The sequence below is a fragment of the Gordonia phthalatica genome (genome assembly GCF_001305675.1).
GTDB classification, from domain to species: domain Bacteria; phylum Actinomycetota; class Actinomycetes; order Mycobacteriales; family Mycobacteriaceae; genus Gordonia; species Gordonia phthalatica.
Window position 1 is genome coordinate 914,170 of sequence record NZ_CP011853.1, and the last position, 19,256, is coordinate 933,425.

The window sequence follows — 19,256 nt, forward strand, 5'->3', positions numbered from 1 at the left end:
CTCGCTCAGCGGGATCCGTCTCGGAGACCTGAGACAATGGCGTTGATGATACTGAGGTCGTTCTCAACCGGCCAGGTGCAGTCGGGAGGCCGAATGTGCGCGGCAAGATGTTCGAGATCAGCGCTATCGAATCGATCCTGGAGACACTGGCGCTCAGTCGCACTGAGGACGGCGCGCATTTCAGCTCCGACGAGATGCGCGGCCGCGACTTCCGTGTCGAACTCGTACTGGGTCACGACGTCGGAGTGAGCGTCGTAGAGTGTCGCGATATCGTTGGCGATCCAGTGGACGGTTAATCCGAGGTCGGGGCCGTCCTTGTCCGTCCGGTTCTCGGCGCCTCTGTCGAGCCACGCATGCGACTTCAATGCGGCGTAGCCTCCCAGCGGTGGGAATCGGAGGTCGAGGCCGTCGTCGACCTGTAGTGTCCACGCCCGGGCGTGCGCGTCAGCGAAGCCGTGCACGTTCATGGTCAGGTCGTGCGGTGGGTGCGATGAGCTGCCGCGTGGTGATTCGATGGGGCCGAAGGGGATGACGTCCACGGGGATTGAGAGGATTGAGAACCGATGCCCCGACTGTCCTATGGGTGCGAACTCGGCGCGGATCGCTTCGAACGTCTGCCAGTTCGACAGCGCGAGCGCGACGTCGGCGTCGGTGGTTCCTCGCAGCGCTTGGGTGCAGCCGTAGGCTGTGTGGAGAGCGTCTCGACATCGGGCTCCCACCACCATCAAATGGTCGGCGGTGATGAATCTGGATAATTCGACGATGACGGACACGAGGTCGTCATAGGCGCGTGGGTCGCAGCGACTCGAATCGAACATCGAATCTCCTCAGGTCGTTGGCAGCTTCGATTTGGCGGGCTTCGCGGGAAGCCAGCAGATCGGCGAACACCAGTGGGGCCGGTGCCGTCTTCATGTCGCGGAATCCAGGAAGGTCGGTCCAGAACATCCGCGAAACGTGGATTGAACCGGTCGGTGACTTGCGCCAACGGTTTGCGATGATGATGTCGGCTGGAATCTCTCGGCCGGGGGTCTTCACATACAGCGTCAGGGTCTGCGGGTTTCGGATGATCTCGGGTGCCGCCTGCTCGCCACTGACGGCCCAGATCAGGGAGTCTGGTGCGTGCCAAGCGGTTGGATCGGCTTCGAACCGCATCATCTCGTTGCTGCGTCCGAGTCCGTTCGGATACGCCTGAGCCCAGGAATCGAGGAGTTCCGGACCTCGCGCCAGGGTGGTCTTTCGTCCGAAGCGTTCGACGAACCCGCTGTCCGACAGGAGGTCGACCGTGGCCTTGGTGGCACCGAGTGAGGCGCCGGAGTGTTCGGCGAGCACTCGATACGGTTGGTTCAGTAAGTCTGGCCTGGTCAGGATTGCGCAGATGATCTGGGAGCGGACGGTGCTGAAGAGGTTCGTATTGGCTGGAGCTTCAATCGTGTCCAGTGCTGCGGTGGGTGGCGACCCGACAGTTGGGCGGCGTCCACGAACGTCGATGATGAGGTCGCTGTCCCTGATGTATGCGTTTCCGGCGCTGTCGATGTACCAGATGCCGGTGTCTCGTATTGTGTCGGCGGTGCGGCCGTGGATTCGATCGGCGATGATGAGCACTCGGCGTGAACGAGACGAGTGAGCGAACTGAAAGGCGGCGTCCGCGGTTATCGTCGGCCGGTAGTGGGCCTCGACGTCGATCTCTCGTCGGCCGTCCTTGAAATGGAGTGTCAGGCGCGGGCTGAGGGCGTCCTCCGAGTCGAGGAGGCCCTCAGCGGCCAGGCCGAAGTCCGACAGATGCCTGGCGCAGGCTGCCAGGGTCTGGGTCCTATGTTCGGTGAACATGCTGTTCAGTTTAGCTGAATATGCAGAAATAATGAACACAAAGAGCGTTCTGTTCAGTAAATGACCAGGTAGAAGCCATTTATGTTCATTATTCTTAGTCGTTCAATATTTCTGAAAACGATGAAATACTGAACAAGGTCGATCTCCTGTCTGCTGCGTCACGCCAACGTCACCGCGGCCACCGCGATCACCGGGATCGACAGCAGCGTCGTCACCAACGCGGAATCGCGGGCCAGCACCTCGCCGCGTTGATACCGCGTCGCGTACACCAGCACGTTCTGCGCGGTCGGCAGCGCCGCGATCACCACCTGCGCGAACAGATGATGGCCCGTCAAACCGAAACCCCAGCGGGAGATCGCGTACGCCAGCAGCGGCATCGCCGCCATCTTCATCACCGCCGCCAGGACGATGTCGCGGCGCGGGCTCTCGCCCTTCTTGAACACGCGCACCCCGGTCAGCGTCAGGCCGAAGACCAGCAGGGCGAGCGGCACCGACGCCTGCCCGAGCATGTTCAACGGCTCCATGATCGGCTTCGGCGGCACCCAGCCGACCACCGAGATCACCAGACCGACGACGCCGCCGATCAGAATCGGATTGCGCAGCGGAACCAGCGCCGTCTTCAGCGTCGAGGTCCGCCGATCCGCCGGGAGCGCGGTGATGTCCAGCGCCGCGAGCGCGACGGGGGAATAGAAGACGATCTGGAACAGCAGCAGCGGTGCGATGAACGACGCGTCGTCGAGCACGAAGATCGCGATCGGCAGCCCCAGATTCACACTGTTCACGTACGACGACGACAGCGCGCCGATCACCATCTCCGGAACCGCGCGCCCCAGCCAGAACTTGGCGAGCAGTGCGTACACAGCGCCGATGATCAGCGCCGTCGCCGACGCGATCGCCAAGGTGGAGGAGAAGACGGCCGACAGGTCGCTCGTCGCCAACGCGTGAATCAGCAGTGCGGGCGTGCAGACGAAGAAGACGACGCGCGACAGGACCGACGACGCCTGCTCGCCGAGCACTCCCGTGCGGCCCAGGATGTAGCCGAGGGCTACCACGATGAAGATGACGGTGAACCCGGAGATGACGCCTTGCACTGGTTGAAGTATGCCTGGCTGGGTGCTTGTCGAGAATTCGCGGGTGTCTGTCGAGAATTCGGGCGCGCACGAGGCAGACAGCTCGAACGCTGTCCTGACGTGTCAGCGCGAGCGGTGAGGATTTCGGCGGCGGAGAATCGCTCGACGAGCTCTCCGCAGGGACGAGGCCCTAGCCGAGGAGCGTGGACTGTCGAGGAGGCGATTCTCCGCCGCCGAAATCCTCACCACCACGCAGTGTCGCAGTGCTCCGCTTTGCGTTCGACGGGGTCCGCCGGTTAACCTAGTCAGGTTGTGTGCCGCGGTCGCTATGCCGTGGTGGCAAAGCGATCAGCGGGTCAGGCGGGTCGGGATTCAAGCCCGAACCCACCCGCAAGGTAGAGAAGGGCTGGAACCATGGCAGTACCCAAGCGCCGGATGTCGCGGGCCAACACCCGCAGCCGTCGTTCGCAGTGGAAGGCAGACAACGTCGCCCTGCAGGAAGAGAAGATCAACGGCGTTTCGCAGCGCATCCCGCGCCGCCTCGTGAAGGCGGTCAAGCTCGGACTGGTCGACCTCGACCGTCGCTGAGCCTGCGCGCTAGCAAACCCAAACGACTGTGACCGGCGAGAAATCGCCGGTCACAGTCGTTTTCTGTCTTCCCGAACCACCCCGGCGCCGATCGGCCACGGGTAACGGTGAGGTCTCGAATCCCTGCCCGCTTCCGTGAGCCGTCGGCGGCCGCGTTACGTTGCCTTTAATTCGGAACCGAAGTGATACGTAACTAATTGCGAGATTTGTCAGGGATGTGATCGTGGCTGCTACAACTCAATCCGTGGAATCGGACACTGGGCCGATACGCGTCAACAAGACCGTGTTCTTCGGTTCCAGCGCAGGGATCGTGGGCATCATCATCTGGGCGCTCATCGACCAGGAGGGCGCCGACCGGGTCATCGGTACGGCCGTCAACTGGGTGTCCACGGAACTCGGCTGGTTCTACATCCTCCTCGCCGCCTCGGTCCTCGCCTTCGTCATCTGGGCGGCGGCGTCGAAGGTCGGGCAGGTGAAACTCGGTCCCGATCATGCGAAACCCACCTACAGCGTCTTCTCCTGGACGGCCATGCTGTTCGCTGCCGGCATCGGTATCGACCTCATGTTCTTCTCGGTCGCCGAGCCCGTGACGCAACTCGCGCAGCCGCCGGTGGGCGACGGTCACTCGCTCGAGGCGACCCGCATGGCCGTCGTCTGGACGCTCTTCCACTACGGGCTCATCGGCTGGGGTCTGTACGCCCTGATCGGTATGGCGCTCGCGTTCTTCGCCTACCGCTACAACCAACCGCTCAGCCTGCGCTCGGCGTTGCGCCCGATCTTCGGCGATCGCGTCAACGGATTCCTGGGCGACAGCGTCGACATCGCTGCCCTCCTCGGTGCCATCTTCGGTCTGGCGACCAGCCTCGGCATCGGGGTCGCACAGCTCAACGTGGGCCTCGACGACCTCTTCGGGATCGCGCAGAGCACGTGGGCGCAGGGCGGATTGATCGCGCTCGCCGTCGTCATCGCCACCCTGTCGGCGGTGTCCGGTGTCGACAAGGGCGTCAAGCGGCTGTCCGAGATCAACGTCCTCGTTGCGGTCGGCCTGATGCTGTTCATCCTGATCTTCGGGTCCACCACGTTCCTGATGAACGCGATGATCCAGAACACCGGCGACTTCATCTCCCGGTTCCCGAGCATGGTCCTCGACACCATGGCGTACAGCCGCAACGAGGCGGTCGACGGCTGGATGTCGAACTGGACCCTGTTCTTCTGGGCCTGGTGGATCGCGTGGGCACCCTTCGTCGGACTCTTCCTGGCCCGCATCTCGCGTGGCCGCACCATCCGCCAGTTCGTGACCGGAACGCTGATCATCCCGTTCCTGTTCATCCTGATGTGGATCTCGATCTTCGGGAACAGCGCGCTCGACATCGTCCGCGGCGGGAACACCCAGTTCCAGGACACCGCCATCAACGAGCCCGAGAAGGCGTTCTACTCGCTGCTCCACGAGTACCCGGCGGCACCGGTCCTCGTCGTCATCGCCACCTTCACCGGACTGCTGTTCTATGTCACCAGCGCCGACTCTGGTGCGCTGGTCATGTCGCACTTCTCCTCGCGGATCACCGACAACGAGTCCGACGGTCCCCGCTGGGTCCGGATCTTCTGGGCGTCGGCCACCGGTCTGCTGACCCTGGCCATGCTGATGATCGGCGGCATCTCAACGCTGCAGCAGGCCACCGTCATCATGGGCCTGCCGTTCGCGATCGTCGTCCTGCTGATGGTGCTCGGCCTGTTCCGCGCGTTCCAGGTGGAGGCGCTGTGGGTGGACTCGCGCCGGGTCGCGCTCACCCGCGCGTTGTCGAGCCGCGCCTCGGGCGGCACCGCCCTCAACTGGCGTCAGCGCGTCGCGCGCGCCGTCCGGTACCCCGACCACGACGACGTCGTCCACTTCACGCAGACCATCGTCGCGCCCGCGCTGCGCGACGTCGCCGCCGAGCTCAACAGGTCCGGTATGGAGGCGTCGGTCGGCGTCACCCACGTCGACTCCTACGACCTCGACGCCTATCACCTCGACGTCGCCTTCAACGGCAAGAAGGCCTTCCACTATCAGGTCTTCCCGACCCGCTATCCGACCCCGGTGTTCGGCGGAAGCCCCGGCGCCGCCGACCACTTCTTCCGCCTCGAGGTGTTCACCGCGCAGGGCAGCGAGGGATTCGACGTCTTCGGGTTCACCAAGACGCAGATCAGCTCCAACGTCCTCGACCACTACGAACGGCACATCGAGTACCTGCACACGGTCGGCGACGCCGAATCGTCGCACACCGAGTCGGAGGCGACCCTCGACTGGTCGGCCGACTTCATCGACGAGGCAGAACTCGACGAGGAGCTCGCGGCCCAGACCGAGGACTTCTCCGCACTGACCGACATTTCCGACCCCGACCTTCTCGACAAGGAGACGATTCGTGAACCCTGAGACCCTGTTCATCGACGGTGAATGGGTCGGCGCGTCCGACGGCGGCACGCGTGAGATCCGCTGCCCCGCCGACGGCAGCCTGGTGGCCTCCGTCAGCGAGGCCACCTCCGACGACACGGTCCGCGCCATCGGCGCCGCCCGCGCGGCCTTCGACGACCGCCGCTGGGCGTCGGTGCCCGCGCCGGAGCGCTGCGAGCTGGTCCGCAAGGTCGCGGCCACCATCCGCGACCGCAAGGAGGAGTGGGCCCGCGCCGAAGCCCTCGACACCGGCAAGCGGATCGTCGAGGCTCGCCTCGACATGGACGACATCGCGAATTGCTTCGACTACTTCGCGAACATCGGCGCGCAGGACGCCGGCCGCCTGGTCGACGCCGGGTCCGCCGAGGTCGTCAGCCGCATCCAGTACGAGCCGGTCGGCGTCTGCGGCCTCATCACGCCGTGGAATTACCCGCTGCTGCAGGCCGCGTGGAAGATCGCCCCCGCTCTCGTCGCCGGGTGCTCGTTCGTCCTCAAGCCCGCCGAACTGACCCCGCACACGGCGATCATGACCGTCGCGCTGCTGCAGGAACTCGGGCTGCCAGACGGCGTCGCCAACCTGGTCACCGGTGCAGGTGCCACCGCGGGCGCTCCGCTGTCGTCGCACCCCGACGTCGACCTGGTGTCGTTCACCGGAGGACTCGTCACCGGCCGCGTCATCGCCGCCGGCGCCGCGCCCACCGTCAAGAAGGTCGCACTGGAGCTCGGCGGCAAGAATCCGAACGTGATCTTCGCCGACGCCGACTTCGACGCGGCCGTCGACAACGCGCTCAACGCAGCCTTCGTCCACTCCGGTCAGGTCTGCTCGGCCGGCGCACGCCTCGTCGTGCAGGACACCATCGCCGAGAAGTTCGTCGACGCCCTCGTCGAGCGCGCGCAGCACATCGTGCTCGGCGGACCGTTCGACGACGCCGCGGAGACCGGACCGCTGATCTCGGCAGCCCACCGCGACAAGGTCCACGCGTACGTGCAGGCCGGTGTCGCCGAGGGTGCGCGCGTGCGCTGCGGCGGTCAGTTCGCGACCGGGACATCGGGGGCGTCGGACCTCGACGCCGGCTTCTACTACCTGCCGACGGTCATCGACAACGTCCGGCAGGGCATGTCCGTCGTGGTCGACGAGGCCTTCGGTCCCGTCGTCACCGTCGAGACCTTCACCGACGAGGACGATGCCGTCCGCATCGCCAACGACACCATCTACGGTCTCGCCGGCGCCGTCTGGACGCAGGACGCGGGCAAGGCGCAGCGCATCGCCAACCGCCTGCGCCACGGCACCATCTGGATCAACGACTTCCACCCCTACCTGCCGCAGGCGGAGTGGGGCGGATTCGGGCAGTCGGGCGTCGGTCGCGAACTCGGTTCGACCGGGCTCGACGAGTACCGGGAAGCCAAGCACGTCTATCAGAACATCGCGCCGGCGGTCACCGGATGGTTCGCCGACCGCACGCAGAACTAGGCAGAAGAAGCACCGGAGAGGATATGAGTACAGTGGCGCAGGCACAGGTCAGGGAGTTCGACTACGTCGTCGTCGGAGGCGGCTCCGGAGGATGCGCGGCCGCCGCGCGATTGTCGGAGGATCCGTCGGTCAGCGTCGCGTTGATCGAGGCCGGACCCGACGACCGCGGGATCCCCGAGGTGCTGCAGCTGAACCGGTGGATGGAACTGTTGGAGTCCGGCTACGACTGGGACTACCCGATCGAGCCGCAGGCCAACGGCAACTCGTTCATGCGGCACGCGCGCGCCAAGGTGCTCGGCGGCTGCTCATCGCACAATTCGTGCATCGCGTTCTGGCCGCCCGCCGAGGACATGAACTCGTGGGAGAGTAAGTACGGTGCCACCGGCTGGAACGCCGCCTCCCTCTGGCCGGTCTTGAAGCGACTGGAGACCAACGAGGACGCCGGCCCCGACGCCCCGCACCACGGTGACAGCGGCCCGGTGAACCTGATGAACGTGCCGCCCAACGATCCGTGCGGCGTCGCCCTCCTGAAGGCGGCGAGCGAGTTCGGCATCCCGACCGTCAAGTTCAACACCGGCACCACGGTGACGTCGGGCGCCAACTTCTTCCAGATCAACTCGCGTGCTGACGGCACCCGATCGTCGTCGTCGGTCTCCTACATCCACCCGATCGCCGACCGCGAGAACTTCACCCTCCTCACCGGGCTCCGCGCCAAGAAGCTGATCTTCGACGGCCTCCGCTGCGTCGGCGTCGAGCTGGTCGACAACCAGTTCGGCAAGACCCAGACCGTCCGCGCCGGACTCGAGCTGGTCCTGTCCGCCGGTGCCATCGACACCCCGAAACTGCTGATGCTGTCCGGCATCGGCCCGGCCGAGCACCTCGCCGGCCGCGGCGTCGAGGTCCTCCTCGATTCGCCGGGTGTCGGCATCAACCTGCAGGACCATCCCGAGGGCGTCATCTCGTGGGAGGCCAAGCAGCCGATGGTCACCGAGTCCACCCAGTGGTGGGAGATCGGCATCTTCGACACCGTCGACTCCGGTCTGGACCGACCCGACCTGATGATGCACTACGGCAGCGTGCCGTTCGACATGCACACGGTCCGACGCGGCTACCCGAGCGTCGACAACGCCTTCTGCCTCACGCCCAACGTCACGCACGCCCGCTCCCGCGGCACCGTCACCCTGGCCTCGCGCGACTTCCGCGACAAGCCGCACGTGGATCCGAAGTACTTCACCGATCCCGAGGGCTACGACATGCGGATCATGATCGAGGGCATCCGCCGCGCCCGCGAGATCGTCAAGCAGCCCGCCATGGCGGAGTGGGCCGGCCGCGAACTGTTCCCCGGCCCCGACAACAACAGCGACGCCGAGCTCGCGAAGTACATCACCCGCACCCACAACACCGTCTACCACCCGGTGGGTTCGGCCGCGATGGGCTCGGCCGACGACGCCCCCGTCGACGCCGAACTACGGGTCAAGGGCGTCGAAGGCCTCCGCGTCGCCGACGCCTCCGTCTTCCCCGAGCACATCTCCGTCAACCCGAACATCACCGTGATGATGATCGGCGAGAAGTGCGCGGACCTGCTGAAGGCTGCGCGGTAGCTGTTCGCTCACTGAAACGACGCTCGCTCACCTCCGGAGGTGAGCGAGCGTCGTTCTAGTAAGCGGACGGGCCGAAGTGAGCGGACTACTGCGCGATGAGTTTGTTGACGGTCCGGTTCAGGACGTTCGGAATGAACTTGGCCGCGTTGCCGAGCAGCGTCGTCTGCAGGCCGACGGAGTAGCTGGTGCGCGAGAGTGCGCGGTCGGCGGCGGTCGGGTGGACCGATTCCCACACCTTGTCGGCCACTTGCTCGGGGGTGATGTGGACGCCGAGCGTCTTGGTGCTCTTCGCGTCGTTGTCGGCCAGAGCGGTCTTGGCCCAAAGGGGCCAGATGCTGACGACGCGGATGTCGTCGGGCGCCCACTCCAGTTCCAGCGCCTCGGTCAGGCCGGCGACGTAGAACTTCGCGGCACTGTAGGTGGCGATGCCGGGCTGGCCGTAGATGGCCGACGCCGACGCGATGTTCACCAGGTGCGAGCCGGGCGTCGCCTTGAGGTAGGGGTGGGCGGCCCGGGCGCCGAAGGTGACGCCGAGTGCGTCGATGTCGATCTGCGCCTTGATCGCAGCGGTCGAGATCTCGGTCAGGGGTCCGGCGACCAGGACGCCCGCATTGTTGTCGAGGACGTCGAGTCGGCCGTCGGTGTGTGCGGTGAACTCGCCGAGTCGCGCCTCCCACTGCTCGGGGTCGCGGACGTCGAGCACACCGGTGATGAATTCGGGGTGCTCGGCGGCGACGGCGGTCAGCGACTCCTCGCTCACGTCGTACACGCCGACGGTCCAGCCCTCGGCTGCGAAACGCTTCGCGGTGGCCAGTCCGATGCCTGCTGCACCGCCGCTGATGAAGATCGAAGGCACGAGTTCTCCCTACGTTGAACTGCGAGGATGAGCCCCGCACTGTTATTACCGGTCAGTAGGGACTCTAGTCCGTCGACTTCCCTCGATGCGAGTGTTACCGTGACAATGAGTGTTGTTACAACAAGTGATGTGAATGTACACCGGAGGTCAGCGATGACTGCAGCGATGGAACGTCCCGAATTCGCCCCGACAGTGGTCAGCATGCGTGATCACGGCGCCGAGCAGGTGTCGGAACGGCTGCTGAAATCCGCGGCACAGCTCTCTCGAAATGCCATGACCGAGATCGACTGGTCCCTCCCGATGGATCCCACCAAGTACGGCTGCAGCCCGGAATGGTCGTCGCTGTACGGAACCGACTACTGGGACGAGCTCACCGAGGAGCAGCGCATCGCGCTGACCCGCCACGAGTTCGCCTCGATCATGAACATCGGCATCTGGTTCGAGATGATCCTGCAGGAGCTGGTCCTGGTGGATCAGTACAACGGCGACTACCACTCCGCCGAGTTCCAGTTCGCGCTCGTCGAGATCGCCGACGAGTGCCGCCACTCGCTGATGTTCGCGAAGGCCTCGGAGAAGATGGTGGGCACCTCGTACCACCCGCATCCGCGCATCGCGAAGGCCGGCAAGTACTTCAAGACGATCGCGCGCAACGAGATCGCCTATGCGGGAATCCTCGTCGCCGAGGAGATCCTCGACGTCTTCCAACGCGGCTGCATGCGGGACGAGCGGGTGCTTCCGTTCATCCGCACGGTCAACGAGATCCATGTGCTCGAGGAGTCGCGTCACATGAAGTACGCGCGCGAGCAGGTGCGCGACTCCATGCGCGAGGCCGGTCCGGCACGACGTGGGTACAGCGCACTGGTCATCGCGGCCGGTGCCTACCTCATCGTCAGCAGTCTGGTGCAGCCGAAGGCGTACGCCGACGCGGGCCTCAACGTCCACCGAGCGATGGCCGCGCGCAGCACCAACACCCACTACCACGCGATGATTCGGAGCGGCTGCGTCCACCTCATGGAGTTCCTCGACGAGGTGGGACTGCTGACCAAGCCGGCGCTGCGGTTCTACCGCAGAGCCCACATGATCTAGGGAATCGCCATGACCTACGTCATCACGCAATCCTGCTGCAGCGACGCCGCGTGCGTCGCCGTGTGCCCGGTCAACTGCATCCACCCGACGCCCGAGGAGCGAGGCTTCGGCACCTCCGACATCCTCCACGTGGACCCCGACGCCTGCATCGACTGCGGGGCGTGCGCGGACGCCTGCCCGGTCAACGCGATCTTCCCGGCCGACCGCCTCGGCGAGCGGGACCGGGTCTTCGTCGACATCAACGCCGCCTACTACCGGGAGAACCCCGACATCTCGTCCGGCTGGACCGACGTCGTCTACCCGGAGATCCCGCGCCTGCCGCACGATCTCCGCGTCGCGATCGTCGGCACCGGACCGTCGGGCGGCTACGCCCTGCGCACGCTCCTCAACCGCACCGAGGCGTCGGTGACCGTCTTCGACGCGCTGCCGACCCCGGGCGGATTGGTGCGGGCCGGGGTCGCCCCGGACCATCCGAGCACCAAGGACGTGATGAAGAGCTTCGATCTCCTCTATCGCGATCGTCGGGTGAGGATGGCGACCAACGTCGAGATCGGCGGCGACACCGCGGCGGGGCAGATCACGCCCGCGGAACTCGCCGAGCACTTCGACGCCGTCTTCTACGCGGTCGGCGCCTCGCAGGCCCGCATTCTCGGCATTCCGGGTGAGGATCTGCCGGGCAGCACCTCTGCCACCGATCTCGTCGCCTGGTACAACGCGGTGCCGGGTGCGTCCGGCCCGTCGATCCCGGTCGACGGCAGTGGTCGAGCGGTGATCGTCGGGACCGGCAACGTGGCGCTCGACGTCGCCCGCATCATGGTGTCGCCGCCGGAACTGCTCGCGACCACCGACATCGCCGACCGCGCCCTCGACCTCCTCCGAAGGCAGAACATCCACGAAGTGGTGCTCCTGGGGCGCGGCGGTCCGGAGTCCGCGGCGTACACGGCCGCCGAGTTCCGCGCCCTGTCGGTGATCCCCGGCGTCGACGTGGTGGTGCACGACGGTGCTGACGGACCGCTGGATCTCTCCGGGCCGCCGTCACCGGAACGACGCCGGATCGTCTTCCTCTTCCACACGTCACCGGTCGCCGCGCAGGGCGACGGCGCCGTCGAATCGGTGACCGTCACCTCGGCCGGGCACGACCACCGCATCGCCGCGGACCTCCTCATCCGTTCCATCGGCTACCGCTCCACGCCGATCGAAGGACTGCCCTTCGACGACGCCGCCGGCCGCTTCCCCGTCCGCGACGGCCGACTGCTGGCCGAGAGCGGCGAGCCGATCCCCGGCGCCTACGTCCTCGGGTGGGCGGCACGCGGATCCACCGGCGGCATCGGCGCCAACAAGCTGCACGCGATCGAGACGGTGGAGGCGTTCATCGCCGACACCGCCGACGGACTCCCGCGCACCGCCGCCGGGCCGGACGACTTCGCCGCGCTGCTGCGCACCCGCAGACGCCAGTCCGTCGGCTACCGCGGGATCGCGGCCATCGACCGTCGCGAACGCGAGCGCGGCGCCGCGCAGGGACGACCGCGGGTCAAGTTCACCGAGGTCGGTGAGATGCTCGCGGCGGCCGGTCGACGTCGTCGATGACCGCGACCGCGAGAAGTCGCATTCGCTCGTTCCGGCGTGTTCGCTCAGTCGAATCTCAGTTGTGGATATAAGACTGTAGCCATGCGCATCCTGGTGGTGGACGACGATCGTGCGGTCCGAGAGTCCCTTCGACGTTCACTGACGTTCAACGGTTACACCGTCGACACGGCGGGCGACGGCCTCGAAGCACTCGAGAAGGTCATCGCCGACCGACCCGATCTGATGGTGCTGGACGTGATGATGCCGCGCCTCGACGGTCTCGAGGTGTGCCGTCGCCTGCGGTCGGCGGGCGACGACCTTCCGATTCTGGTGCTCACCGCCCGCGACTCGGTGTCCGAGCGGGTCAGTGGTCTCGATGCCGGCGCCGACGACTACCTGCCGAAGCCGTTCGCGTTGGAGGAACTCCTGGCCCGACTGCGGTCGCTGCTGCGTCGCACCACGCGCGATGAGGACGAGTCCGAGGCCGTCTCGTTCGCCGACCTCACCCTGGACCCGGTGACCCGCGAGGTCACGCGCGGCGAGCGGCACATCAGCCTCACCCGCACGGAGTTCTCGCTGCTGGAGATGCTGATGAGCAACCCGAAGCGCGTCCTGACCCGCAGCCGCATTCTGGAAGAGGTCTGGGGCTACGACTTCCCGACCTCCGGCAACGCCCTCGAGGTCTACATCGGCTACCTCCGTCGCAAGACCGAGGCCGAGGGCGAAGCGCGACTGATCCACACTGTTCGCGGCGTCGGCTACGTGCTGCGCGAGGGAACCCCGTAGGCCTCACTCGTGCGCAGTCCACTCCGCCTGACCCGCTCGGTCTCCCTGCGGCGTCGCGTCGCGCTGCTCGCCGCCGCCGTCGTGCTCCTGTCCGCGGTCCTGATGGCGGGCGCCGCCTACTTCGTGGTGTCCCGGTCGATGTACAACGACGTCGACGCTCAGCTCGTCGCCCGCGCCGACGGGCTCACCGCCCTCGGCAAGGTCGGTCGTCTCAGCAGCGGCCCCGAAGCCCTTCTGGCCGGCACCGTGTTCTCGACGTCGATCACCATCGCCCTCGTCGATCCCACCGGGCACGCGACGGCCATCGGTCAGGTGCCTTTCGGCGACCCGGAACGCGCCGTCGCGAACTCCACCAACCCGCCCGGCAAGCTCAATCAGAGCCTGCGGACCACCGGCAATTACCGTGTCCTCGCCCGCAAGCTGTCGGACGGCGACACGCTGGTGCTGGCGCAGTCGCTGGACCGGACCGACGCCGTCATCGCGCGGCTCGCGTCCGTCCTGTTCATCGTCGGCGGTGTTGGCGTCGCCTTCGCCGCGATCGCAGGCACCGCCGTCGCACGCACCGGCCTGCGGCCGGTCACTCGCCTCACCGCCGCGGCCGAACGCGTCGCGCGCACTCAGGACCTGACGCCGATCCCGGTGACCGGCACCGACGAGCTGGCCCGCCTTACCGAGAGCTTCAACACCATGCTCCGGGCGCTCGCCGAGTCCCGCGATCAGCAGGCGCGACTCGTCGCCGACGCCGGCCACGAACTCAAGACACCGCTCACCTCGCTGCGGACCAACCTCGAACTTCTCATCGCATCGTCGGCGCCCGGCGCCCCGTCGATGCCCGCCTCCGACATGGTGGAGTTGCGGTCGGACGTGATGGCGCAGATCGAGGAACTCTCGACGTTGGTCGGCGACCTCGTCGACTTGGCCCGCGACGACGCCCTCGAAGCCGTTCACCAGGAGGTGGACCTGGAGGAGGTGGTCGATTCGGCGCTCGAACGCGTGCGACGTCGCCGCACCGACATCGACTTCGATGTTCAGACCATCCCGTGGTTCGTCTTCGGCGAGGAGCATGGACTCTCCCGCGCCGTGCTCAACGTGCTCGACAACGCCGCGAAGTGGAGCCCGCCGGGCCGGGCGGTCCGCGTTCGCCTGGAGCAGGTGGGGCCGGCGACCGCCGAGCTCAGCGTTGCCGACGCCGGTCCCGGCATCGCACCCGAGGACCGGGAACTGGTCTTCGAACGCTTCTACCGCTCCGACGCCACTCGGTCCATGCCGGGATCAGGGCTGGGTCTGGCGATCGTCCGGCAGGTGGTGACCCGCATCGGTGGTTCGGCGACGGCCGACGTGTCCGACGAGGGCGGCGCGCTGATCCGCCTGCGGCTGCCGGGGCTCTCGCACCACACCGAACCCGATCCCATCGTCGTCCGCCGCTGATGGCGGCTCACAGGGAGTTGGCAGGAACCTGGCAGGACGCGGCCACCGGGGACTCGGAGACTTCACAGAAAAGTAAAATAGGCTGAGTCCCATGACGAACGGCGAATACCCCGGAAACGACGATTGGCGGCAGGTTCCACAGTCTCCGAACCAGCCTCCGACCGGCGGATTCCCGGCCTACGGTCAGCCCGGCGACGGACCTGCGGGCGGAGAGCGTTACCCCGGCCCCACTCCGACCGGTCAGTTCCCGGCGGCTCCGCAGCCCACCGGCCAGTTCCAGGCTGCGCCCAACCCCACCGGACAGTTTCCGACGGCGTCGACTCCCGGCGCCCAGCAGCCGCCGTGGGGTCCGCCCCCCGGGGCGACGGGGCCGGGACCGGTGCAGCAGCCCGGCTCGGGCAAGAGCGGTGTCGGCAAGAAGGCCGTCGTCGGTCTGGCGGCGGTCGCCCTCCTGGCCGGCGGTATCGGGGGAGGGGTCGGCGCGTGGGCGGTCAACGGTTCCCAGGACAACACGTCGCAGTCCACGACTCTCGCGTCCGGCCCGACGATGACCGAGCAGCCGGAGGCCGCACCCGGTTCGGTGCAGGAGACTGCGGCCAAGGTGCTGCCGTCGGTCGTGTCGATCACCGTCGCCGTCGGCCGCCAGGTGGGTTCGGGCTCCGGCATCATCCTCAGCGGTGACGGCGTCATCCTCACCAACAATCACGTGATCAGTGCGGGCGGTGGTCGTCCCGCCGACGAGATCATGGTCAGCTTCAACGACGGCAGTCGTGCGCCGGCGAAGGTGCTGGGTGCCGATCCGACGTCGGACATCGCGGTGATCAAGGTCGACAAGACCGGCCTGCAGCCCATCACCATCGGCAAGTCCGACAACCTGAAGGTGGGCCAGAACGTGATCGCCGTCGGTTCGCCGCTCGGCCTCGACGGCACCGTCACCACCGGCATCATCAGCTCGCTGAACCGTCCGGTGTCGACCACGGGGTCCGACGGCGAGGAGTCGGTGATGGATGCGATCCAGACCGACGCCGCCATCAACCCAGGCAACTCGGGTGGTGCTCTGGTGAACTCGGCCGGCGCGCTCATCGGCGTCAACTCGGCCATCGCCACGGTCAGCGGCGGCTCCGGTCAGGCAGGCAGCATCGGTCTCGGCTTCGCCATCCCCGTCGACCAGGCGATGCGGATCGCCGACCAGATCCGCTCGGGCGGCACGGCCAAGCAGGCCACCCTGGGCGTCAACGTGCGACCCAGCAGCGACGTCAACCGGCCCGGCGCGATGGTCGTCGGCGTCACGGACGGCGGCGCCGCCAAGGCCGCCGGGATTCCCGCGGGTGCGGTGATCACTCAGGTCAACGATCGCAGGATCGCATCGTCGGAGGCTTTGGTTGCTTCCATCCGTTCTCACGCTCCGGGCGATACGGTGAAGATCACGTACTACGTGGGGAACGACAACAAGACCGTCCAGGTGACGCTGGGATCCAGCTGATCCGAACGATTCACGTACCGAGCCGCAGTCCGGCGAGAAACAGCCGGGAAACTTTGACGAAAGGTTGGATGAATGATTGACGGCGTGGAAGCAGAACCGGAGGCCGCCGTTCAGGGGTTGGTAACCCCGCGTGCACTGGTCGTGGTGGTCGACGATCGCATCGTCGGCGGCGAGGTGCCCGACACTCTCGGCCCACTGGTCGTCGAACTGCTCGAGGAGGCGGACTTCCACGTCGACGCCACCACCGCGGTGTCGGCCGACGAGGTCGAGATTCGCAATGCGATCAATACGGCCGTCATCGGCGGCGTGGACCTGGTCGTCTCGGTCGGCGGCGTGGGCGTCGGCCCGCGCGATGTGACCCCCGAGGCGGCTGAGCCGCTGCTTGATCGTCGACTGCGCGGAATCGAAGAGGCGATCCGGAGTTCAGGTCTGTCCGCGGGCTCGGCGGACGCGGGACTTTCCCGCGGTGTCGCCGGTATTTCTGGTCAGACCGTGGTCGTGAACCTGTCGTCGTCCCGCGCCGCTGTCCGCGACGGGATGGCGACGCTGATCCCCTTGGCACATCACGTGATCGCCGCGATCAGTGAGTTCTGAGACCGACCCCGAGAAGGATCCGAAGACGGCGGAGGCGAGCTGGCGACGACGTCGTCGGCTCGACGCCGTCTTCGGCGATGATCTCCCCGAAACGGTCACCGATCCGGGCGAAAACCCCCACGCCGGCCGCGGGCGACGGTGGTACGACGAGAACCGACCCCCGCACCACGGGTGAGACCTACGCAAGCCAACCGGTCAGTAAGTGATGCTTCTCACTTAGGGTGCGATAACTCTTTTCTCCACTCTGCAAGTATCTAATGCGTGAGCTAACCTAAGCCGCGGCTGAGAAAACAGCCGATCAGACTTGGGTGCGACAAAACCTGTCGACCGCATGAAGGGTGATACGTGTGAAGTTGAGTGGTGTCGGAAAGCGCGCGGCGGTCCTGGCCGCAGCCGCGCTGACCGCAGTGACCGGAGTAGCAGTCGTCGGAACGGGTACGGCAGACGCCGCTCGCCTTCCGGGTGGACACACCAAGGCCGTCGGCATCGACGGTCAGGTCGTGAACATCTCCCGCAGCAACGAGAGCTCGCGCATCATGCCGTCGCTGGCCGCCAATGGTGCGGGCCGCGCGGCGTCGGCGTCGGGCACCTTCAAGACGACGCTGAGCAAGGGTGCGGGCATCATGACCGTCGGCTACCTCGTCGGCTGCCAGATCAACATCGAGGGCCTCAAGGGCACCCTGGGCGCCTCGATGACCCTGGACGGTTCGTTCAAGGGCACCGGTGCGATCAGCGTTCCGCTGACCCCGGGTCAGGTTGCGTTCGTCCCTGTCGAGAAGATGGCGCTCAAGAAGGGTAAGGGCACCATCGTGCTCGACAGCGTCTCCATCGATGTTCAGCTGTGCGGCGGTTACGCCTCGGCGCGCTCGGTGGCTCAGGTCATCGCGGCGGAAGGTTACAAGGCCGAAGAAGGCAAGCTGACAGGTAAGAGCGGCTATGTCCAGGCATCCCTTTACGGCCGTCCGTTCAGCCTCGGCTGACCCGATTCCACAGACTTAACGAGGTAGAACAATGAACAAGCGAATTCTTCGCGGAGTCACCGCGTCTGCAGCTGTGGCTGGGGCGGCTCTCATGGGAGCCACGATGGTTCCCGCTCCGGCTAATGCGGCACCCGTGCCCGGCACCACCAAGGTCAAGAACTTCTCCGAGGGCAGCGTCACCATCAAGCTCTACGACCAGTCCGCTCGCGTGAGCCGCGCCGTCACCAACATCCCGACCTCGCGAGAGGTCATGGTGTCCGGCAAGGTGCGCGTCGCCACGTCCGGCGGAGTCAAGGGCGGCGCGATCAACGCCGGCTACATCGTGGGCTGCCAGCTGACGTTCGGTGCCAGTGCTGGCGCAAACGGTGGCGTGAACGGTGGTTTTGACAAGGACGGAAACTACGCGATCACGGCGACTCCCAAGGACTTCGGCGGCAACGGCACCATCGTGCTCGGACCGGGCCAGGCGGGCTACGTCCCGATCATCGTCTCGAAGTCCGATGACAAGGTCACCAACAGCTTCGGCTTCGGCGCGCCTCAGGGCGGCGTGGCCTTCAGTGGCGAGCGTTTCGGTGTGGACGGCTGTGCCGGCTACGCCCAGGCGCGCGCCAAGGTGACCGTCCGCGTCGCAACCGACACCTTCGTCGGCAACGTCACGCTGTACGGTCGTCCGTTCAGCATCGGCTGACATCTTCTCCAGAACGAGGCCCGCGACCGGATCGGTCGCGGGCCTCGTTTTAGTCCGCCAGGTTTGTTATTTTAGGCTTACCTTAATTATCCGCGAAGGGAAGTCATGACGATCACGTCGCCCGCGCTCGTCACCGATGCGCGTTTGTCAGTACAGATGAAGCAGGACTCCCTGGTCGAGCACGAGCAGGCCGAGAACTCTCCGTTCATCGCCGACCTCTTGACCGGGCGGGTCGACGCCGCGGGCTACATCGCGTACCTGCATCGACTGCGGATCGTCTACGTGGCGCTCGAGCGTGCCTCGCGGGAACTGGCCGACGATCTGCAACTGCGCCACGTGCACGACCCCGCGCTGGAGCGGGTCGCAGCCATCGACGCGGACCTGGCCGATTGGGCTCGCCTCTTCGACGTCGCGCTTGCGTCGGTCTCCTCCCCGGCGGCGGAGGCCTATGCCCAGCGCATCACTGACGTCTCGACGTGGGGCGGGAACGTCGTCGCGCATCACTACACGCGATACCTGGGCGATCTGTCCGGCGGCCAGGTGATGGGGCGGATCCTGGACCGCACGTTCGGCCTCGACGGTGCCGGGACCGCGATGTACTCCTTCGACCTCGCCACGCCCGTCAAGCCGTACAAGGACGCCTACCGCCGCAGTCTCGACGTGATCGGGGAGTCGCTGGATGCGTCGCAGCGCGCGCAGGTCGTCGACGAGGTCCGACTCGCGTTCCGGTTGAACCGCGCTTTGTTCGCGGAGTTGGATCAGCTCCGCTCCGTGTAGGGCGAGACCCAGCCCGCGGCGGTC

Annotated in this window: 18 protein-coding genes; 14 read left to right on the plus strand and 4 right to left on the minus strand. The window is 66.5% G+C overall.

Going from position 1 to position 19,256, the window contains the following annotated elements; all coding sequences use genetic code 11:
- Positions 1 to 5: 5 nt before the first annotated feature.
- The 3 genes from ACH46_RS04255 to ACH46_RS04265 all read right to left on the minus strand — a co-directional run bounded on the left by ACH46_RS04255 (position 6) and on the right by ACH46_RS04265 (position 2,918).
- Positions 6 to 818 carry a hypothetical protein gene (locus ACH46_RS04255; protein WP_062391830.1) on the minus strand — a complete coding sequence of 271 codons (813 nt, stop codon included), beginning with the start codon at positions 816 to 818 and terminating at the stop codon, positions 6 to 8.
- Positions 781 to 1,827 (minus strand): type IV toxin-antitoxin system AbiEi family antitoxin, encoded by a 1,047-nt coding sequence (locus ACH46_RS04260; RefSeq protein ID WP_062391831.1) that lies wholly within the window; start codon positions 1,825 to 1,827, stop codon positions 781 to 783. The genes ACH46_RS04255 and ACH46_RS04260 overlap by 38 nt, the downstream gene beginning before the upstream one ends.
- Before the next feature lie 158 nt (positions 1,828 to 1,985).
- Positions 1,986 to 2,918 carry an AEC family transporter gene (locus tag ACH46_RS04265; protein WP_062391832.1) on the minus strand — a complete coding sequence of 311 codons (933 nt, stop codon included), beginning with the start codon at positions 2,916 to 2,918 and terminating at the stop codon, positions 1,986 to 1,988.
- Positions 2,919 to 3,311: 393 nt separating this feature from the next.
- On the opposite strand from ACH46_RS04265, the gene rpmF reads away from it, so the two are divergent.
- From rpmF to ACH46_RS04285, 4 genes are all read left to right on the plus strand, one after another.
- A complete protein-coding gene (rpmF, locus tag ACH46_RS04270) occupies positions 3,312 to 3,485 on the plus strand; it encodes a 50S ribosomal protein L32 (protein ID WP_062391833.1) in 174 nt (57 codons plus the stop codon).
- Positions 3,486 to 3,729: 244 nt separating this feature from the next.
- On the plus strand, positions 3,730 to 5,898 hold the full coding sequence (betT, locus tag ACH46_RS04275; protein ID WP_193392939.1) for a choline BCCT transporter BetT: 2,169 nt from the start codon (positions 3,730 to 3,732) through the stop codon (positions 5,896 to 5,898).
- Positions 5,888 to 7,387 (plus strand): aldehyde dehydrogenase family protein, encoded by a 1,500-nt coding sequence (locus ACH46_RS04280; protein WP_062391834.1) that lies wholly within the window; start codon positions 5,888 to 5,890, stop codon positions 7,385 to 7,387. Before betT ends, ACH46_RS04280 begins: the two co-directional genes overlap by 11 nt.
- A 23-nt stretch (positions 7,388 to 7,410) precedes the next feature.
- Complete coding sequence (locus tag ACH46_RS04285; RefSeq protein ID WP_062391835.1) at positions 7,411 to 8,988, plus strand: GMC family oxidoreductase; 1,578 nt, start codon at positions 7,411 to 7,413, stop codon at positions 8,986 to 8,988.
- 85 nt (positions 8,989 to 9,073) lie between these two features.
- On the opposite strand, the gene ACH46_RS04290 is transcribed toward ACH46_RS04285, so the two are convergent.
- Complete coding sequence (locus ACH46_RS04290) at positions 9,074 to 9,844, minus strand: SDR family oxidoreductase (protein WP_062391836.1); 771 nt, start codon at positions 9,842 to 9,844, stop codon at positions 9,074 to 9,076.
- 153 nt (positions 9,845 to 9,997) lie between these two features.
- On the opposite strand from ACH46_RS04290, the gene ACH46_RS04295 reads away from it, so the two are divergent.
- The 10 genes from ACH46_RS04295 to ACH46_RS04340 all read left to right on the plus strand — a co-directional run bounded on the left by ACH46_RS04295 (position 9,998) and on the right by ACH46_RS04340 (position 19,232).
- Positions 9,998 to 10,930: an AurF N-oxygenase family protein gene (locus ACH46_RS04295; RefSeq protein WP_062391837.1), complete on the plus strand. Its 933-nt coding sequence runs from the start codon at positions 9,998 to 10,000 to the stop codon at positions 10,928 to 10,930.
- A 9-nt stretch (positions 10,931 to 10,939) separates the two neighbouring features.
- Positions 10,940 to 12,517, plus strand: coding sequence for an FAD-dependent oxidoreductase (locus ACH46_RS04300; RefSeq protein WP_062391838.1), 1,578 nt, complete (start codon positions 10,940 to 10,942; stop codon positions 12,515 to 12,517).
- A gap of 81 nt (positions 12,518 to 12,598) precedes the next feature.
- Entirely contained in the window at positions 12,599 to 13,282 is a 684-nt protein-coding gene (locus tag ACH46_RS04305) for a response regulator transcription factor (RefSeq protein ID WP_062391839.1), read from the plus strand.
- A gap of 9 nt (positions 13,283 to 13,291) precedes the next feature.
- Positions 13,292 to 14,710 carry a HAMP domain-containing sensor histidine kinase gene (locus ACH46_RS04310; protein ID WP_062391840.1) on the plus strand — a complete coding sequence of 473 codons (1,419 nt, stop codon included), beginning with the start codon at positions 13,292 to 13,294 and terminating at the stop codon, positions 14,708 to 14,710.
- Positions 14,711 to 14,801: 91 nt separating this feature from the next.
- Positions 14,802 to 16,193, plus strand: a complete 1,392-nt coding sequence (locus ACH46_RS04315) for a S1C family serine protease (RefSeq protein WP_062391841.1) — start codon at positions 14,802 to 14,804, stop codon at positions 16,191 to 16,193.
- A gap of 72 nt (positions 16,194 to 16,265) precedes the next feature.
- Positions 16,266 to 16,787 (plus strand): MogA/MoaB family molybdenum cofactor biosynthesis protein, encoded by a 522-nt coding sequence (locus tag ACH46_RS04320; protein WP_062391842.1) that lies wholly within the window; start codon positions 16,266 to 16,268, stop codon positions 16,785 to 16,787.
- Positions 16,777 to 16,962, plus strand: a complete 186-nt coding sequence (locus ACH46_RS04325) for a hypothetical protein (protein WP_062391843.1) — start codon at positions 16,777 to 16,779, stop codon at positions 16,960 to 16,962. Before ACH46_RS04320 ends, ACH46_RS04325 begins: the two co-directional genes overlap by 11 nt.
- A 172-nt stretch (positions 16,963 to 17,134) precedes the next feature.
- Positions 17,135 to 17,767 carry an MspA family porin gene (locus tag ACH46_RS04330; RefSeq protein ID WP_062391844.1) on the plus strand — a complete coding sequence of 211 codons (633 nt, stop codon included), beginning with the start codon at positions 17,135 to 17,137 and terminating at the stop codon, positions 17,765 to 17,767.
- Between the two features lie 91 nt (positions 17,768 to 17,858).
- Positions 17,859 to 18,455: an MspA family porin gene (locus ACH46_RS04335; protein ID WP_335334159.1), complete on the plus strand. Its 597-nt coding sequence runs from the start codon at positions 17,859 to 17,861 to the stop codon at positions 18,453 to 18,455.
- A gap of 105 nt (positions 18,456 to 18,560) precedes the next feature.
- Entirely contained in the window at positions 18,561 to 19,232 is a 672-nt protein-coding gene (locus ACH46_RS04340) for a biliverdin-producing heme oxygenase (protein ID WP_062391846.1), read from the plus strand.
- Positions 19,233 to 19,256 lie beyond the last annotated feature (24 nt).

What these genes read in the sequence shown, in the direction of transcription:
- rpmF (WP_062391833.1), top strand. Translation starts at nt 3,312, where the DNA reads ATGGCAGTACCCAAGCGCCGGATGTCGCGGGCCAACACCCGCAGCCGT.
- ACH46_RS04255 (WP_062391830.1), bottom strand. Translation starts at nt 818, where the DNA reads ATGTTCGATTCGAGTCGCTGCGACCCACGCGCCTATGACGACCTCGTG.
- ACH46_RS04335 (WP_335334159.1), top strand. Translation starts at nt 17,859, where the DNA reads ATGGGAGCCACGATGGTTCCCGCTCCGGCTAATGCGGCACCCGTGCCC.
- ACH46_RS04305 (WP_062391839.1), top strand. Translation starts at nt 12,599, where the DNA reads ATGCGCATCCTGGTGGTGGACGACGATCGTGCGGTCCGAGAGTCCCTT.
- ACH46_RS04260 (WP_062391831.1), bottom strand. Translation starts at nt 1,827, where the DNA reads ATGTTCACCGAACATAGGACCCAGACCCTGGCAGCCTGCGCCAGGCAT.
- ACH46_RS04285 (WP_062391835.1), top strand. Translation starts at nt 7,411, where the DNA reads ATGAGTACAGTGGCGCAGGCACAGGTCAGGGAGTTCGACTACGTCGTC.
- ACH46_RS04300 (WP_062391838.1), top strand. Translation starts at nt 10,940, where the DNA reads ATGACCTACGTCATCACGCAATCCTGCTGCAGCGACGCCGCGTGCGTC.
- ACH46_RS04340 (WP_062391846.1), top strand. Translation starts at nt 18,561, where the DNA reads ATGACGATCACGTCGCCCGCGCTCGTCACCGATGCGCGTTTGTCAGTA.
- ACH46_RS04315 (WP_062391841.1), top strand. Translation starts at nt 14,802, where the DNA reads ATGACGAACGGCGAATACCCCGGAAACGACGATTGGCGGCAGGTTCCA.
- ACH46_RS04320 (WP_062391842.1), top strand. Translation starts at nt 16,266, where the DNA reads ATGATTGACGGCGTGGAAGCAGAACCGGAGGCCGCCGTTCAGGGGTTG.
- ACH46_RS04295 (WP_062391837.1), top strand. Translation starts at nt 9,998, where the DNA reads ATGACTGCAGCGATGGAACGTCCCGAATTCGCCCCGACAGTGGTCAGC.